Source organism: Arenibacter troitsensis (genome assembly GCF_900177645.1).
Lineage (GTDB): Bacteria > Bacteroidota > Bacteroidia > Flavobacteriales > Flavobacteriaceae > Arenibacter > Arenibacter troitsensis.
This window is the reverse complement of sequence record NZ_FXAO01000005.1, coordinates 94,454-110,983: the sequence shown is the minus strand read 5'-3', so window position 1 is coordinate 110,983 and position 16,530 is coordinate 94,454. Positions and strand designations below refer to the sequence as shown.

At 41.1% G+C, this 16,530-nt stretch carries 14 protein-coding genes; 9 read left to right on the top strand and 5 right to left on the bottom strand.

All coding sequences use genetic code 11. The annotated features are described in order from the left end of the window. Nucleotides 1–34: 34 nt before the first annotated feature. The 4 genes from B9Y87_RS12405 to B9Y87_RS12390 all read right to left on the bottom strand — a co-directional run bounded on the left by B9Y87_RS12405 (nucleotide 35) and on the right by B9Y87_RS12390 (nucleotide 3,853). Nucleotides 35–793, bottom strand: coding sequence for an anti-sigma factor (locus B9Y87_RS12405; protein ID WP_072863414.1), 759 nt, complete (start codon nucleotides 791–793; stop codon nucleotides 35–37). A gap of 85 nt (nucleotides 794–878) precedes the next feature. Beyond that, the gene (locus B9Y87_RS12400; protein WP_085499331.1) at nucleotides 879–1,448 is read right to left on the bottom strand and encodes an RNA polymerase sigma factor; all 570 of its coding nucleotides are present in this window, start codon (nucleotides 1,446–1,448) and stop codon (nucleotides 879–881) included. A 198-nt stretch (nucleotides 1,449–1,646) separates the two neighbouring features. Further along, on the bottom strand, nucleotides 1,647–2,663 hold the full coding sequence (gene murB, locus B9Y87_RS12395) for a UDP-N-acetylmuramate dehydrogenase (RefSeq protein WP_085499330.1): 1,017 nt from the start codon (nucleotides 2,661–2,663) through the stop codon (nucleotides 1,647–1,649). Beyond that, on the bottom strand, nucleotides 2,663–3,853 hold the full coding sequence (locus tag B9Y87_RS12390; protein WP_085499329.1) for a pyridoxal phosphate-dependent aminotransferase: 1,191 nt from the start codon (nucleotides 3,851–3,853) through the stop codon (nucleotides 2,663–2,665). Before B9Y87_RS12390 ends, murB begins: the two co-directional genes overlap by 1 nt. A gap of 148 nt (nucleotides 3,854–4,001) precedes the next feature. Between B9Y87_RS12390 and B9Y87_RS12385 the strand changes: the two genes are divergently transcribed. Further along, nucleotides 4,002–5,339 carry an aspartyl protease family protein gene (locus B9Y87_RS12385; RefSeq protein ID WP_085499328.1) on the top strand — a complete coding sequence of 446 codons (1,338 nt, stop codon included), beginning with the start codon at nucleotides 4,002–4,004 and terminating at the stop codon, nucleotides 5,337–5,339. Between the two features lie 174 nt (nucleotides 5,340–5,513). Here the strand turns inward: B9Y87_RS12385 and B9Y87_RS12380 are convergent, their stop codons facing one another. Continuing rightward, nucleotides 5,514–5,900: a DUF1573 domain-containing protein gene (locus tag B9Y87_RS12380; protein ID WP_085499327.1), complete on the bottom strand. Its 387-nt coding sequence runs from the start codon at nucleotides 5,898–5,900 to the stop codon at nucleotides 5,514–5,516. A 197-nt stretch (nucleotides 5,901–6,097) separates the two neighbouring features. On the opposite strand from B9Y87_RS12380, the gene B9Y87_RS12375 reads away from it, so the two are divergent. From B9Y87_RS12375 to B9Y87_RS12340, 8 genes are all read left to right on the top strand, one after another. After that, on the top strand, nucleotides 6,098–8,728 hold the full coding sequence (locus tag B9Y87_RS12375; protein WP_085499326.1) for a valine--tRNA ligase: 2,631 nt from the start codon (nucleotides 6,098–6,100) through the stop codon (nucleotides 8,726–8,728). A gap of 73 nt (nucleotides 8,729–8,801) precedes the next feature. Beyond that, nucleotides 8,802–9,818: a Gfo/Idh/MocA family oxidoreductase gene (locus tag B9Y87_RS12370; protein ID WP_085499325.1), complete on the top strand. Its 1,017-nt coding sequence runs from the start codon at nucleotides 8,802–8,804 to the stop codon at nucleotides 9,816–9,818. A gap of 204 nt (nucleotides 9,819–10,022) precedes the next feature. Further along, nucleotides 10,023–10,784 (top strand): CDP-alcohol phosphatidyltransferase family protein, encoded by a 762-nt coding sequence (locus B9Y87_RS12365; protein ID WP_085499324.1) that lies wholly within the window; start codon nucleotides 10,023–10,025, stop codon nucleotides 10,782–10,784. A gap of 251 nt (nucleotides 10,785–11,035) precedes the next feature. After that, nucleotides 11,036–12,103: a substrate-binding domain-containing protein gene (locus tag B9Y87_RS12360; RefSeq protein WP_085499323.1), complete on the top strand. Its 1,068-nt coding sequence runs from the start codon at nucleotides 11,036–11,038 to the stop codon at nucleotides 12,101–12,103. 66 nt (nucleotides 12,104–12,169) lie between these two features. Next, nucleotides 12,170–13,243: a DUF6807 domain-containing protein gene (locus tag B9Y87_RS12355; protein ID WP_085499322.1), complete on the top strand. Its 1,074-nt coding sequence runs from the start codon at nucleotides 12,170–12,172 to the stop codon at nucleotides 13,241–13,243. Between the two features lie 56 nt (nucleotides 13,244–13,299). Next, complete coding sequence (locus B9Y87_RS12350) at nucleotides 13,300–14,652, top strand: Gfo/Idh/MocA family protein (protein WP_176225627.1); 1,353 nt, start codon at nucleotides 13,300–13,302, stop codon at nucleotides 14,650–14,652. 10 nt (nucleotides 14,653–14,662) lie between these two features. Then, a complete protein-coding gene (locus tag B9Y87_RS12345; protein WP_085499320.1) occupies nucleotides 14,663–15,655 on the top strand; it encodes a Gfo/Idh/MocA family protein in 993 nt (330 codons plus the stop codon). Between the two features lie 2 nt (nucleotides 15,656–15,657). Beyond that, complete coding sequence (locus B9Y87_RS12340; protein WP_085499319.1) at nucleotides 15,658–16,482, top strand: 3-keto-disaccharide hydrolase; 825 nt, start codon at nucleotides 15,658–15,660, stop codon at nucleotides 16,480–16,482. Nucleotides 16,483–16,530: the final 48 nt, after the last annotated feature.

The following is a 16,530-nucleotide window of genomic DNA, read 5'->3' as shown; positions in this document are numbered from 1 at the left end:
ACAATAGGGATTAGGATTACTTTAAGTCCTTTGTTTAATAGGAGATATTGGCTACAATATTCTCCACGGTAGGCTTGGAATTACCTCCAGTTGGTTCAATGGTGATGTAACCAACGGCATTCTCGCCATAGGGCAGGGCCATTAGTTTTTCACTATTGCTGGCTTCCTCTATTACTCCAAGGTTGAGCATCTGTCCGTTGACCTCTGCCCACATTTGATAGCATTGGTTTTCCGGAAGATTTGGCAATTTGCTTACATTGATATAAGAGAGTTTTTTTACAGGATTAACATAGGCCACGGCCTTAAGCTCCTTGGCCTTGTTATTGCCTTTTACCGTAAGTCTCTTTGTTTTAGGGTTGTTGAGTACAATAAATTGATTTCTAACATCCTCCAACTGTAAACGCATATTCTCTTCCAAGTTCTGAATCTTATTGTTGACGATAACATTTTCCTCTTGTAAGTTTTGATTCTGGTTCCAAAAGAAATAGGATGCTCCAGCAAAAATCAGGGCAGCAAAACTGGCAGCAATGGCATACCTAAAGAATTTTGACCGTCCGGAATTTTCCTTTTTGATTCTGGTTTGAATTCTTTCCTTAAGGCCTTCCGGAGTTTTTAAGGCATGTAGCTTGGCAAATATTTCAAGGTTTTCCTGAAGCTCAATATAGGTATTCCTAACCTCGGGATACATGGCGATATATCTTTCTACCTGGAATGCTTCCTCTTGGGTAGTGGTGCCTAATAGATATTTTTCCAGTAGGTCTGTTTCCAAAAATATTCTAATCTTTTCTTTCATGGCTTTATTATTTATAGCACAATTTGGTCGGCTATGCTGTAACGTCAGCTTAATGGTTAGGTCTTAGTCTCGTCAATGTTGTGCTTTAATTCATAATTAAACTTAGTAAACAGGCAAGAACCATCGTAGACCCATATATTTTCTTTAGCTCCCTAAGTCCAATCTTTAATCTGGATTTAATGGTGCCTAGCGGTATGTCCAATTCTTCGCTTGCCTCCTGTTGGGTCATTCCTTGAAAAAATAGGGCGTCCAATACAATTTGATATTTTGAATCTATCTTATCCAAATTATCCTGAACGTCCATTAAGTCAGGGAGTATACCTTCAGTTCCTAGTTTATATACGTCCGAAACATCGATTTGGATTTCCTTATCGGATTTGTTGTTTGCACTTCTTAATTTGTCTATGGCCGTATTGCGTGTAATCCTAAAAAGCCATGTGAACAATTTTGCTTTTGTAGGGTCGTATGAATCCGATTTCTTCCAAATTTTTATGAAACTTTCCTGAACAACATCCTGAGCCAATTCCTCATCGCGTACTACCTTGTAGGCTACCCCGTATAAGGTATCGCCGTAGTGTTCATAGAGAAGCGATATGGCCTTGTCATTTCGCTCCTGTAGAAGCTCAACAATATGATTTTCCAGTAATATGCTCATATAATTAGTGTGTTCTCAAAAAAAAGTTGCTAAGCAATCATCCAACACCTTGGTTTTTATCGTATATACACAAACGCTAAATTATAAAATTGATTGTTATGCTTAGCGTTTTAATTGGATAAATGGACAGCTGGTAACTGTGCATTTAATTTTTGGTTAGTTTGGTTTGGTATAGCCCCTGGCATTCTTTGTCAGGGGTTATTTTATTATATTGACTTCCGGACTAATTGTAATTCCGAATTTTTGTGATACGCTTTCAATTATTTTTTCGGCCAGTTCAATGATATCGGCTCCAGAGGCATTACCGTAATTTACAAGTACCAAGGCTTGGTTTTTGTGTACTCCGGCATCACCAAAGCGCTTTCCCTTATATCCGCATTGTTCAATGAGCCAGCCCGCCGGAATCTTAAACTCATTTTCAGATACCTTGTAAAAAGGTGCCGTGGGGTTCAACCTGGAGAAGTTGTCGAATTGTGGTCTGTCTACGACCGGGTTTTTAAAGAAGCTTCCGCTATTGCCCAATTCCCGTGGGTCTGGCAGCTTACTTTTTCTTATCGCAATTACCGCATTGGAGACATCCTTAATACCGGGATTGGTAATGCCATTATGCTGCAATTCGGAAACAATGGCGCCATAGTCCACATGTAGCTGGTGATTTCTTTTGGTCAATTTAAAACTAACGGAAGTGATAATGTATTTTCCAAGGCCTTTATTTTTGAAATAGGAATCGCGATAGCCAAACTGGCATTCGTCCCTAGTAAAGGTTCTGAGTTTTCGGGTGGCTATTTCCATAGCCTCGCAACATACAAAGGTGTCCTTTAGTTCAACTCCGTAGGCACCTATGTTCTGAATTGGGGCTGTACCCGTATTCCCTGGAATGAGGGATAAATTCTCCAAACCCCCATAATCGCGGTCCAAGGTCCATAATACCATATTATGCCAATTTTCACCGGCACTGACCTTTATGATGGCCTCCTCACTATTTTCTGAAACTACCTCAATTCCCTTTAGATTGATATGCAGTACCAGGTTTTCCAAATTTTTGGTGATGAGCATATTGCTGCCGCCCCCAAGTATAAATAAATTGGGATATCCCTTAAGTTCCAGTGCTTGTTTTAGTTCGGCGATCGAATTTATTTCACAAAAGAATTTTGCCTTGGCGTCAATTCCAAAAGTATTGTATTCTTTAAGAGATATGTCTTCCTGTATATCCATTAACGTGCATATACCTTTAAGGCCTCCCTTAAAATATGAACAGCTCTTTTTAGATCTTCCTTTTCCAAAACATAGGCAATTCTGATCTGGTTGGTTCCCAAGCCTTTTGTTGCATAGAATCCAGCAGCAGGTGCTACCATTACGGTTTCCCCGTTCACATTGAAATCTTCCAGTAGCCATTGGGCAAAAACATCGGCATTGTCTATGGGAAGTTGGGCAATACAATAGAAGGCCCCCTGCGGCTGGGCTACGACCACACCGTCCAGTTTGTTCAATTCCGATAAAAGTATGTTTCTGCGTTCCTCGTATTCCTTTTTTACGTCATCAAAGTAAGATTGAGGGGTGTCCAAGGCCGCTTCACTAGCTATCTGGGCATAGGTGGGTGGGGAAAGTCGGGCTTGTGCAAATTTCAGGGCCGTCTTTATAACCTCCTTATTCTTGGTGACCAAATATCCAATTCGGGCCCCGCACATACTATATCTTTTGGAAACCGAGTCTATTATAATGGCATGTTCTTCCAAGCCTTCTTCCTGAAGAATGGAATAATGCTCCCTGCCTCCATATATAAATTCGCGGTAAACCTCATCGGCGATCAGGAATAGATTGTGTTCTTTTACTATTGTGGCAAGTTTTTTAATTTCTTCCCTTGTATACAGATAACCTGTTGGGTTTCCGGGATTGCATATTAGTATTGCCTTGGTCCTGGGTGTAATTAGTTTTTCAAATTCATCAATGGGAGGTAGTGCAAAATTATTCTCGATATTGGAAACAACCGGAACTACCTTTATGCCGCTAGCATTGGCAAATCCGTTGTAATTGGCATAAAAGGGTTCGGGGATAATAATTTCGTCTTCATTATCCGCAATGCTCCCCAATGCAAAGGACAATGCTTCCGAACCACCTGTGGTTACTATAATATTGTCCGCATTAACTTGAATGTTGTTCTTTGCATAATATCCGGCGATCTTTTCCCTGTAAGTTTCTGAACCTTCTGTTCTGCTGTATGCCAGGACCTCCAGGGTATTGTTCTTAACAGCATCCAAGGCAACTTTGGGAGTTTTTATATCGGGTTGGCCAATATTTAGGTGGATGATCTTAATACCTCTTTTTATGGCAGCTTCGGCAAAAGGGACAAGTTTTCTTATTGGAGATTCCGGCATTGTTTCGCCTCTCCGGGAAATTGATGGCATATGGATTAAAATTTTAGGCAAAAATGAGAAATCAATATGGACAAAACAATAAAACATCCGTATTTGATTCCATATTAATATGTTAAATGATTCTGTTGTCACAGGTTTTGTGTGTAAATTAGAGGGTTAGGTTACTTAAAATGGAAATATGATGGCTTTCTTAAGACATATGGTTTTCCTTATTTGGTGCTGTCCCGCTTTGTTGTTGTCGCAAAATTTTGAATTACCGGCTGGAGAAAAATCTCAAAAGGTGAAGTTTCAATTGGCGAACAATCTAATTATCATTCCAATAGAGGTAAACGGTGCAGAACTTTCATTTATATTGGATTCTGGGGTAAATAAACCCATTCTTTTTAATTTATCGGATAAGGATTCTATTCAAATCAACAATGTATCGGAAATTGTAATCAAAGGCCTTGGTGAAGGGGAACCAATTGATGCCCTGAGTTCCGATTCCAATATTTTTAAGATTGGAAAGGTTGTTAATAGTGATCAGCTACTTTATGTCGTTATGGATGCGGAGCTGAACCTTTCTCCCAGACTGGGTTTGCCGGTCCATGGAATTATAGGTTATGACCTCTTTAGGGATTTTGTGGTCGAGATAAATTATTCATCAAAATTTTTAAAGCTTCATGATCCTAAACTGTATAAGCCCAAGAAAAATTCCAAAATCCGTACGGTTCCCTTGCGCATTGTTCAGAACAAGGCGTATGTTCAGGGTCATGTGTTTATGGAGAACGAACGCAGTATTCCTGTGGAACTTTTAATAGATTCCGGTAGTTCCGATGCGTTATGGCTTTTTGAGGATATGGATAAAGGATTGGGGGTGCCCGAGAACAATTATGAGGATTTTCTGGGCCAAGGGTTAAGTGGTGGTATTTACGGGAAAAGGACCAAAATAGACGGAATTAGCTTGGGTGGCTTTCAATTAAGGGATGCCAAGGCCGCATTTCCTGATTTACGGTACTTTAATTCCATTACCTCTTTTGGGAGTAGAAATGGAAGTTTGGGAGGAGAAGTCCTAAAAAGATTTTCTTTAGTATTCAATTATGGCGAACGTACCCTAAGCTTGCGCAAGAATACATTTTTTAATCAGCCATTCGATTTTAATTTGAGCGGGATAAATATTCAACATAACGGGATGCGTTATATTTCCGAGAGTATAGCCGATACAGGAGGAATGGTATTGATGGATAGTGGGAAGTCTTTCGGGGATGTGCAAATTCTCTTTGAGAACATGACCCGGTTAAGCATGGTGCCAGAAATTATAGTTTCCGGTATTCGTGCGGGAAGTCCGGGGCATAAGGCCGGTTTGCAGGAAGGAGACATTATTCTTGCTGTAAATGGTAAAAAGGTACACCAATATAAGCTTCAACAAATCCTGCACATGCTCAATGAAAAGGAAGGAAAGAGGGTGAAGGTGCTTATAGAACGTTACCAAAAAGATATGTTAATTACCTATGAGCTAAAGGAAATGTTCAAATAAGAGGCCTTAACCAGAAGAGGGGCGCAGTTTTTTTGCGGAACGGATACTGTTATAGGGGGTGTAAGACCTGGTAATGTGCCTTGGGTTCTAAAAAAAAATAGGGATCCTTAAAAAAGAAAGCTTGTTAAATACCGAATTGGATACTTAACAAGCTTGTGCATTTATGAGTAGTATTTACTTGCCTTCCGCCGGTAATACCTTTCCTTTAATTTTTAACACCTTTGTTGGGGTGTCGGCGTTGGAAATTACAGTAATCGCCTTTGCAATTGGTCCAACTCTGTTAGTGTCGTATTTAACTTGAATCTGGCCAGTTTTACCAGGTAAGATCGGAGCTTCCGGTTTTTTTGGTATGGTACATCCACAACTAGAGCTAACTTTACTTATAACAAGTGGGGCGTCCCCGGTATTTGTAAATTCAAATATCCTTACACCATCGCTTCCTTTAGCGATTTCACCATAATCAACGGTTTCTGTTTCGAATTTGATTTTCGCTACATTTTCTTGAGCGGTTAGGCCAAAACCTAAGAGACCAACAAATAGAACTAGTACTATTTTTTTCATATTTTTAGTTTTTGGTGAATTTCAAAAGTAAATGTTTTTAATGAACCTCCAAAATTCTTTTGTTATGTAATAACGTTACTTATTTTTGTTTCGTATTTCAAAATGGTCAAAAACCTTAGAATGACTTCAAGTTTAACCTTAATATTGCACTCATTTAGTAATCGTCCGTATAGGGCTAGCAAAAACTGTTCCAAATAATGGAAATTCCTTCAAAATATGAGCCTCAAAGAGTAGAGGGCCAATGGTACGAGTATTGGACCAAACATAATTATTTTCATTCCACACCAGATGATAGGGAGCCATATACCATAGTTATACCACCACCCAATGTTACCGGTGTATTGCATATGGGGCACATGTTGAACAATACCATACAGGACGTTTTGATCCGTAGGGCCCGATTAATGGGGAAAAATGCCTGCTGGGTTCCCGGTACCGATCACGCTTCCATAGCTACGGAGGCCAAAGTGGTTGCCAAGCTAAAGGAACAGGGGATAGATAAAAAGGATATTACCCGTGAAGAGTTTTTGAAGCATGCTTGGGATTGGACCCATGAATATGGAGGCGTCATCTTGGAACAGTTGAAGAAATTGGGCTGTTCCTGCGATTGGGAGCGTACCAAGTTTACTATGGATGACAATATGTCCGCCTCCGTTATCAAGGTTTTTGTGGATCTTTATAATAAAGGGCTCATATACCGGGGCTATCGTATGGTAAACTGGGACCCTGAGGCAAAAACTACCCTATCTGATGAAGAAGTTGTATATGAGGAGAGACAAGGCTTGTTGTATTATTTGGCCTATAAAATAGAAGGTTCGGAGGAGACCGTTACCATTGCTACGACTAGGCCTGAGACCATTTTAGGGGATACTGCTATCTGTATCAACCCCAATGATGGACGTTATGCCCATTTACGAGGTAAAAATGCCGTAGTGCCCATATGCAATAGGGTCATACCTATAATAGAGGATGAATATGTTGATGTTGAATTTGGAACGGGTTGTCTTAAAGTGACCCCGGCGCACGATATCAATGACAAGGCCCTAGGCGAGAAACACAATTTGGAGACTATAGATATCTTTAATGAGGATGCCAGTTTAAATAGTTTCGGACTGCATTATGAGGGTAAGGACCGTTTTGTGGTGCGTAAGGCCATTTCTAAAGAATTGGAAGAAAAAGGCTATTTGGTAAAGACAGAACAGCATATTAATAAAATTGGTACATCGGAAAGAACTAAAGCGGTCATTGAGCCAAGATTGTCCGATCAGTGGTTCTTAAGTATGGAAAAACTGGCCAAACCTGCTATAAAAGCGGTTTTGGAAGATGATGATATTAAGCTTTTTCCTAAAAAATTCGAAAATACCTATCGCCATTGGATGGAAAATATCCGCGACTGGAACATTTCGCGACAATTGTGGTGGGGACAACAAATCCCGGCCTATTATTTTGGAGACGGACAGGATGATTTTGTGGTGGCCGAATCCAAGGAAGGGGCTTTGGATCTGGCCAGGAAAAAATCCGGGAATTCCAATTTAACATTGAAGGAGCTAAAACAGGATGCAGATGCCCTGGATACCTGGTTTTCTTCTTGGTTATGGCCTATAAGTGTTTTTAACGGGATTTTGGAGCCCGATAATAAGGAAATAGAGTATTACTACCCTACCAATGATTTGGTAACCGGGCCGGATATTTTGTTCTTTTGGGTGGCCAGAATGATTATTTCGGGCTATGAATACCGAAATGAAAGGCCTTTCGAGAACGTATATCTTACTGGTTTGGTGCGCGATAAGCAAAGACGAAAGATGTCCAAGTCGCTCGGAAATTCGCCCGATGCGTTACAATTGATAGAAGATTACGGGGCAGATGGTGTTCGTGTGGGACTTTTATTGAGTTCCGCAGCAGGTAACGATCTAATGTTCGATGAGGCCTTGTGCCAACAGGGGAAAAACTTCGCCAATAAGATATGGAACGGTTTCCGTTTGGTAAAAGGTTGGGAAGTGGCAGATCTGCCGCAACCAGAGGCGTCCAAGTTGGGTATTGAATGGTATACTTCCAAATTCAATAAAACTCTTGAAGAGATAGAGGACCATTTCAGTAAGTACCGTATCTCCGATGCTTTAATGGCTATTTATAAGTTAGTTTGGGACGATTATAGTTCTTGGTTGTTGGAAATTATTAAACCAGCTTACCAGCAGCCTATAGATCGGATTACATTTGATGCCGTAATCCATATTTTTGAAGAAAACCTAAAACTATTGCATCCGTTTATGCCCTTTCTTACGGAGGAGGTTTGGCAGCACATTGCCGAACGTACCCCGGAAGAGGCCTTGGTCATTGCAAAATGGCCAAGCGCACAGCCTGTAAACGAGGACCTGATAGAAGGCTTTAATTTTGCTACGGAGGTTATTGCCGGAATACGGACCATTAGAAAAGAAAAGAATATTCCTATGAAAGATGCGCTACAATTGGCGATATTAAATGACGGGGATATTTCCAGCGATTGGGACGTGGTAATTGCCAAGCTCACCAATTTATCGGCTATTGATTATGTTGACAGTGCAGTGGATGGTGCTCTAACCTTTAGAGTGAAGTCCAATGAATACTTTGTTCCTATGGTAGGAGCCATTGACATTGGGGCGGAAATAAAGAAGTTGGAAGAGGAATTGGAGTATATCAAGGGCTTTTTGGTGTCTGTACGAAAAAAACTTTCCAATGAGCGTTTTGTGGCCAACGCACCAGAGCAGGTAATTGACCTGGAACGGCAGAAGGAAGCGGATGCTATTGCCAAAATTGATACCTTAGAGAAGAGTTTGGCCAGTTTAAAGTAATTGCCAGGACCTGTAATTATAGTGTTTCTGGCTAAGGGAAACTCCCGTGTTTTTAGTGGAAGTAGCTTAAATGATGTCTAAAAAGAAAATAAATACGGGTATTCTTTCCTTCGGAATGTCGGGCACCTTGTTTCATGCTCCATTTTTGAATGAACATCCTGGATTCCAATTAACCGCAGTTGTTGAGAGGAGTAAAAAAATAGCAGCTAAGACGTATCCCAATATAATAAGTTATGACAGCGTTGATGAGCTTATAGCCGATGAGAACATTGAGCTGGTAGTGGTAAATACCCCCAATTATACGCATTTCGAATTTGCGCAAAAGGCGCTCCGGGCAAAGAAGCACGTTTTGGTAGAAAAGCCATTTTGTGTTGGCAGTGCTGAGGCTCAGGAACTATTTGCGGAGGCAAAAAGGGTTGATCGTAGAATTCTGCCATATCAGAATAGAAGGTATGACAGTGATTTTCTGGCCGTAAAGAAGGTGTTGGAGTCCGGAAAATTAGGGGCTTTGGTGGAGGTGCACATGCGTTACGATAGATATCGCTATCACATTGGTCCTAAAATAGCCAAGGAAACCCCGGTGCCTGGTAGTGGTCTCATGTATGATCTGGCCCCACATTTATTGGACGCCACTTTTGCGCTATTTGGATATCCCTTGCAATGGGGTAAGTACACCGGGCAATTTAGGCCCAAAACCCAGGTGGATGATTATGTGCATTTACATTTAGTATATCCAAAAGACGTGCAGGTATTTTTAACAATGAGCATGTTGGTGGTGCAACCGCAAGCCGCTTATATTCTAAATGGAACCAAGGGTACCTTTGTAAAACAGCGAACGGACATACAGGAGCAGCAGCTTCTGGCAGGAATGAGTCCGGGAAACCCTTTGTTTGGAATAGAGGATGCCCATAGAAATGGTGTGCTCACTACCATTTCCGAGAATGGTGAAAGGCATACGGAAGAAATAGAATCGGAAAAATCCTCTTATATTAATTTGTTCGAAGATGTTTACAGATCCATTATTGAAGGTGTTCCCTATCCTATTACCGAAAAAGATATTCTACGGCAAATTGAGATTTTGGAAGGGTAGATGGCGAAATTTTATTTTTGCTGTTTGCCATTTCCGTAGTTACCGTGTAATTTTCTCTCATAATTATTAAGGCCATTCCCTTGTTTTACGGAAGCCTAAAGAAATCGCATCTTATTTAATCGTATATTTAATAAGAATAAATAAGTGTGCTGTTTTAATTTAGGTAGCTAAGTCATTAAAAATGCTCCATAAAAAAAGCTAAGAATGTCTAAATTACCGGATGATCATAAATTTTTAGACCTTTCCGACTATGGGAGACCAATGGCCAGGATTATTGCGAACAGACTAAAGAAAACCACTATTACACCCATTCATGTTACTTTTGGATTCCTTTGTTCGGGTGTTATAGCAGTGGCTTGCATGTATTACAGCTATAATTGGTACGCTGCCTTTTTTTTTATTTTAAAATCAATCCTGGATGCCGCCGATGGTGAATTGGCTCGGATCAAGGATACGCCCTCCTACACTGGTAGGTATTTTGATTCCCTGTCCGATTTTGTTCTGAATATCCTAATATTTGTAGTACTCTGGCATATCACCAATGTGGAATTTGGATTTGCCGTGTTGGCATTTCTGGGCCTGCAGCTTCAGGGTACCCTATACAATTATTATTACGTAATCTTGAGAAATAAGTTTCATGGCGATGTTACAAGCCGAATTTTTGAATCAGGGACTCCGGTGGCAATGTTAGGGGAGCATCAGCGAAATGTGAATGTTCTTTTTTGGTGGTACCGGATTCTTTATGGCAGTTTTGACCGAGTAATTTATAAGTTGGATGGTGAGGCTGCCAATGGAAGGCATCTGCCCAATTGGCTTATGACGGCCGTATCTACCTTTGGTCTTGGGTTTCAGCTCTTAATAATAAGTGTGATGTTGGTTTTGGGTTGGGCAGACTACATAATCCCCTTTTTTATAATGTACTCATTGTTCATTTTTTTGTTTATCGCCATAAGAAAGTCATTGTAGGCCAACATACATTCTGGTTTTTCTTTAGCATATATTTCGCTAGGTCAAAGTTGTTGATTTAGCCATTCCAAAACGGTATTTCGGGATTTGGTAATTTGGTGTGTGCTTACACATTCTTGTTGATATACACCTAAATTATATTGTAATATTTCTAAAAAATGGCTCGTATGTCCTGATAATTTTTATATTTGTGTGCCTACACACTTTTTTAATTCATTACAGGTCATACATTTATATAAGTATTTTTTTTCATGGCAAAGAATAAAAAGACCACTATTCAAGATTTGGCAAACTATGCCAATGTTTCCATAGGGACCATAGACCGGGTACTGCACAATAGGGGGAAGGTGTCGCTTGCCAAAAGGAAAAAAGTAGAAGAGGCCATAAAGAAGTTGGATTTTAATCCCAATCTCCTGGCAAGAACATTGGCCTTGGGAAGGCAGTTCGAGGTTTGCAGCCTATTTCCAGAAGCTACCAATGTACATAGTTATTGGGCCTTACCGAAGATAGGTGTAGACCAGGGGGTGGAAGTATATAGGGATTTTGGCATGGAACTTCATACTTATGAGTACAGTTTGTTCAACGAATCCAGTTTTGTTAAAAGTGCGGATGCCATCCTTGGGAAGAATCCTAGTGGCGTAATCTTGGCACCCTTATTTGAAAAGGAAAGTTTGGAATTTATAGCGAAATTGGAAGAAAGGGATATTCCTTATGTCTTTATAGATGCCAATATCAAAAACAAGAAAAATCTTAGTTATATAGGCCCTGATCTGGAAGGTAGCGGTTATATAGCCGGGAAATTATTGAATTCTCTTCTAGGTCCTTCAGATGACATTCTTATTGTAAACATGGTTAAGGGGTTCGAAAATAGTGCCCACACTGCCCTTGTAGAAAATGGCTTTCGGAATTATTTCAAGGAACATGGATCACGGACGAGAAGGAGTGTAAATTCCATTACAATACCCTCAACGGCCGAGACCGAAGTAAACAGGGAACTGACAACTTATTATATTAAAAACCCGGGAACAAAAGGAGTATTCGTTACCAATTCCAGGGCGCATTTAATTTCCAAGTATCACGCTTTGCACGAATTGGATATAAAGGTGGTGGGCTTTGATATCGTTCCGGGCAATGTAACCGAGTTGAAAAAAGGAAATATCGATTTTATTATTTCCCAAAGACCGGTATTTCAAGGGGTAACCGCAGTAAAGGCGCTGTTCGATTTTTTTGTTTATAAAAAGTCGCCCGCCGCCATTCAGTATGTGCCTTTGGATATCATTATCAAGGAGAATGTAGATTATTATATTAATTTTCAATAAGGGTCATATGCAATAGCCATAACTTGGTAAACGCGCGAGGGCTTTCTTTAAACTAGAATATAAATTATGGGAATAAGGGTAATTGGTTGCCTATTGTTGTTCGTCTTTTTTGGTTCTTGTGGCGAAAGCCAGTCCAAAAAGAATGATGTTATTCCATCACAGGAAATGGAAACGACTGGCATTAGGGTAGTAAATAAAGTATCTGAACAAAAAGTGGATGTCTACTTCGGGGATGAATTGTTTACTTCCTATATCTACCCCGATAATATTATGAAGCCCTGTTTATGGCCCATAGTGACATCTGAAGGTACGGAAATTACACGTAAATACCCATTGAAGAAAGTTGCCGGTGAACGTGCGGATCACCCCCATCACATAGGCATGTGGATGAATTATGGAGATGTTAACGGTATTGATTATTGGGGGCATTCCGAGGCCACCCCTGAAGATCGTAAGCCATTTAGTGGCGTTATCAGGCATCAAGAGGTTGTCCAAGCCATTGCCGATGGTACCCAAGGAGCCATACAGGTACGAACCAATTGGGAAGCTCAGGGCCGTACGCAGATAAAGGAAGATTTAGAACTTTATTTTATGGACAAGGGCAAGGTAAGGGTCATAGATTGGATAAGTACCTTAACCGCCCAAGAGGATATTTTGTTCAAGGATACCAAAGAGGGAATGTTTGCCATTAGGGTAAGTCGAGAATTGGAATTACCTTCAGATGATCCCTTGACATTAACCGATGCCGAAGGAAATCCAGAAACGATAAAAGTAATTAATAATGATGCGGTTTCTGGGAATTACTTGAGCAGCGAAGGAATAAAAGGAGAGGATGTTTGGGGCACCCGAGCCAAATGGATGAAACTCTTTGGAAAGTATAAGGAGGGGGATGTTGCCGTGGTGATACTGGACCACAAAAAGAATCCTGGTTATCCGGCCTATTGGCATGCTAGGGGCTATGGGCTTTTTGCTGTAAACCCCTTGGGTCAGAATGTATTTTCGGAAGGAAAGGAAACTATGGACTTAAGCTTGAAAAAAGGAGATTCCGTACGGTTTGCCTTTCGCACGCTGGTGTGCTCTGGAGAAATCTCCGATGCAGAGATCAATGCCTTGGAGGTAGCGTTTTCAGGCCTTTATTAGCCCCATTTTAATGACCTAAAAATAAATAAAGTTAATAACGATCAAATCTGGATAGCATGAAATCAAATTCAAGTTCAAGAAGAAGTTTTATTAAAAAAACCGCGGCCAGTTCGGCCTTTATTGCGGCCGCCGGAATCCTTCCCCAATTTAGTGCCAAAAGTTATGCCCGTATTCTAGGTGCCAACGATCGTATCAATGTATCCATGATGGGGGTCAATAGTAGGGGAAATGCCTTGGCCCAAAATTTTGCAAGTCAAAATAATGCTGAGGTAATCCATGTTTGCGATGTGGACAGTAGGGCGGTCCTTAAATGTATGGACACCGTAAAAGCAAGGCAGGACAGGAAACCAAAGGCGTATTCCGATTTTCGAAAATCCTTGGAAAGCAAGGACGTGGACGCCATGGTGATCGCTGCACCCGATCATTGGCATGCACCGGCATCGCTCTTGGCCATGGAAGCGGGAAAACACGTGTACGTAGAAAAGCCATGTAGCCACAACCCCAATGAAGGGGAAATTTTGGTGCAGGCAGCCAAAAAATATGGTAAGGTTATACAAATGGGGAATCAGCGTCGCTCTTGGCCCAATGTGGTTGAAGGGATAAATGCCCTAAAGTCCGGTGCCATAGGACGGGTGTATTTTGGCAAAGGATGGTATACCAACAACCGCACGTCCATAGGGGTTGGGAAGGAAGTTGAGGTGCCCCAATGGTTGGATTGGGATCTTTGGCAAGGTCCGGCACCAAGAATGAAGTATAAGGATAATATTGTACATTACAATTGGCATTGGTTATGGCATTGGGGTACAGGCGAAGCCCTTAATAATGGGACCCATATGATAGATCTATTACGCTGGGGCATGCAGGTGGACTATCCAGTTAAGGTTAGCTCAAATGGCGGCAGGTACAGATATCAGGACGATTGGGAGACCCCGGATACACAGGTGATCAATTTGGATTTTGCCGAAGGATTGTCCATGTCCTGGGAGGGTAGGAGCTGTAATGGCAAACCTATAGAAGGGAGTTCGGTAGGCGTTATGTTCTACGGGGAAAATGGCAGTATGCTTATCCCTGGGGGCAATAGCTATAGCATTTTCGATTTGGAGGGCAATTTGGTCAAGGAGGTTGAAAATACCCAGGAAATAGATCCCAGAAATAATTCCAATCCGGCAGAACTTTTGGATGCCCTGCACATACAGAATATGTTCAGTGCCATCCAGAATGGTACAAGCCTCAATGCGGATATAGACTCTGGTCACAAAAGTACCTTGTTGGTGCAATTGGGGAATATTGCACAGCGCACGGGCAGGTCTTTGAATATAGATCCCAATAATGGTCATATTTTACAGGATAGCGATGCCCAAAAATTATGGAGTAGAGCTTATGAAAACGGTTGGGAAATGAAATTGTAAAAAAAAATATATGGTAAAAAGAAGATCATTTTTAGAGAAAATTGGAAAAGGCGCCGCCTTTTCAACTTTGGCCCTGTCCTTGCCATCAACATTGTTTTCACAGGTAAAATTGGGAAAAGCCACAGCAGTGAAAAACAAGATTATCGGTATCATTGGTGCCGAAAATTCGCATACCAGAGGTTTTGGGAAGATGTTCAATTTGGATAAAAAATTTCCGGGATGGGAGGTTAAGTATGTATGGGGTGAAAAGGAAGAATTTGCCCAACAGGCCAAAACAGAGGGTGGCATTCCCAATATTGTAAAAGACCCCTTGGAAATGATGGGGCAGATAGATGCATTGATCGTAGACCATAGACATGGCGATCTTCACTTGGATGCGGCCTTACCGTTTGTAAAAGCCGGGATACCCACATTTATAGATAAACCATTTTGCTATAGCAGTCAGGCTGCGAAAATTTTCCTTGAAATGGCAAGGGCGGTGGGTACTCCGGTAACATCCTACAGTTCAATAGCCCATAGCTATGCCACCGAAGATATGAGGAGGCAATTGGCGGAAATAAAGGACATAAATCAAGTAACCTGTTATGGCAAGGCCGATATTAATTCCATTTATGGAGGCTTTTTCTTTTATGGCGTGCATATGGTAGAACCTCTCATCTATCTTTTTGATGAAAAAATTATTTCCGCCAAGTTCAATAAAAATGAAAAGGAGAATTTGAATAGTAGCGCTAGTTTAATATTTGAAAATGGAAGGATGGCCACTTTGGTCATTACGACCAAAAAGTATGGCTGGCAGACCTTTGTAGAGACAGATGAAGGAGTGGTAGAATTGAAGTCTAGAGTGAAGACCATTGAGCCGGACAAAAATTATGTAGATATGGTAAACATGTTCAGCACCGGAAAGGAACCGCGAAGCCACGAGAGCATTATTCATGGTATAGCGGTGCTGGAAGCAATACAGAAATCCATTATTTCCGGTAACTGGGAATCCGTTATAGCTTAAAAATGAGGATCAAAACGAATGTAATAAAATGTTCTCTGGCGATTGTCTTGATAATGGGTTTGGTATTGATAGGCTGCAGAAACAAAGAACAAAGGCCGCAGGAAGCAATGAAGGGGCCGGAACTTCTCCAAAATAGCCTCACTGAATGGGAGAAGGAGCAGGGCTGGGAACTGCTTTTTGATGGAAAGTCGTTTAAAGGTTGGCGTGGTTTGGGTAGAAAGGATGTTCAGACCCAACTATGGAAAATAGAGGATGGGGCCATACGCAAACTGAATAGTGGAGAGGTGCCTTCCATGCCGGACGGGCAACCCTTGGAAGGGGGCGATCTAATGACTGTGGATACTTTTGATAACTATGAATTGTATTTTGAATGGAAGATATTAAAGGCGGGCAACACTGGCCTCAAGTACAATGTGTCCGAGGAAATGTCCCAGAAGTATGGTTCCCCATATTCCGCCCTGGGATTTGAATACCAATTATTGGATGATTCCGACACCCTTTATGCAGGCAAACTAAAGCCTTCCCAGTACACAGGGAGTCTTTATGATATGATTGCCGCTGACAATGCCGATCTTAGGTCGGCCGGGATGTACAATTCCAGCCGAATTGTGGTCAAGGATAGGAATGTAGAGCACTGGCTTAATGGGAAGAAGGTAGTTGAATATGAATTTGGTTCCCGATATTTGGATTCACTTTACCTAAAAAGCAAGTATGTGGATTATCCGGGGTTTTTGGAAAAAAGAACGGGTCATATCGTACTACAAAACCATAAGGACGATGCCTGGTTTAGGAATATTAAGGTTCGCAGGATTAAATCGGGAAGTTAGTTTCGGATAACATTGATCAGGATCTGAAAATTATAAATTCAACAAATT